1 protein-coding gene is annotated in these 1129 nt (G+C 75.5%); it reads left to right on the top strand.

Going from position 1 to position 1129, the window contains the following annotated elements; genetic code table 11:
- Window positions 1-995: hypothetical protein (locus tag C667_RS23165; protein WP_004389579.1), on the top strand; the 995-nt coding region annotated here is incomplete at its 5' end.
- Window positions 996-1129 lie beyond the last annotated feature (134 nt).

Below are 1129 nucleotides of genomic sequence, written 5' to 3'. Positions count from 1 at the left end.
CGCAGGCCCACGCCCACGCGCTCGCGCTCGCCTGCGCGCAGGCCGCGGGCGAGGCGCCGCCGGCGAAGGCGGAGCGCCTGCGCACCGAGCGCCGCCTGGCCGCCGAGATGATCGACATGCACCTGCGCCGCCTGCTGCTCGACTGGCCGCCCTCGCTCGGCTTCGAGCCGCGCATCAACCGCTATGCGGAGTTCCACCGCCGCCTGCTGCATGCCGGCGAGCACGAGAACGACTTCCTGCTCGGCGGCGAAGTGCTCGACCTGGTCGCGCGCGAGCTGCTGGCCGGCTTCTTCAACCAGATCCGTATGCCGCACGGGATCGGCGAGTTTCTCGACCGCCTCGCGGGCGGCGGCAGCCTGAGCTCGATCCTGAGCGAGCTGATCGCCCACGGCCCGTCCACCGTGCCGCCGGAGCGCCGCACCGCGCTGCTCGGCACGCTCAGCGCCGACGCCTGGGTCGCCGCAGTGGGCGCGTGGCCGAGCGCGGAGTTCATCCGCCATCCGCGCTACGCCGGCGAGGCCGCCGAGACCGGACCGCTCGCGCGCCACGCCGCCTCGCCGCTGGTGCGCCTGCTGCTCGAGCGCGGCAACCGCATCTCGGCGCGCCTGTTCGCCAAGGCGATCGACGTGGCCGACTGCGCGAGCACGATGCGCCACCCGGGCAGCGAGGAGGTGGCGCCGCTGATCGACGCCTGCCAGGCCGCGCCCGACGTGGGCGTGGCGCGCGTGATCACCGCGCGCGGCGCGCTGCTGTGCTGGGTCCGCCTCGCCGAGGGCCGCATCGCCGACTGCGCGATCGTGCCGGCGGGCGCCTGGAACCTCCAGCCCGACGGCGTCTATTGCCGCGAGGCGATGTGCCTGCAGGCGACGGCGGGCGACCCCGAGGCCCTGAAAAAACGCCTGCGCTGGCTGATGCTCGCGATCGACCCCTCGCTGCCCTTCGTGGTCGAGCTGGTGGCGGAGGAAGATGCGAGCGCTGCGCCGGCATCGACCTGAGCCCGCCGGGCCACCGGCGCGCGCGCAGGTGGCAGCAGCACGCACGAGCTCTCGACCTGGACCCTCACCACCGCCGCGCACGCGCAAAGCTGGCCGGCGCGGGGCCGGCGCCGCACCTGCCCGCGGGCGCCACC

The organism is Thauera phenylacetica B4P, from assembly GCF_000310225.1.
GTDB lineage: Bacteria > Pseudomonadota > Gammaproteobacteria > Burkholderiales > Rhodocyclaceae > Thauera > Thauera phenylacetica.
The sequence above is the reverse complement of the archived record's forward strand: the minus strand, read 5'-3'. Positions and strand labels throughout refer to the sequence as shown.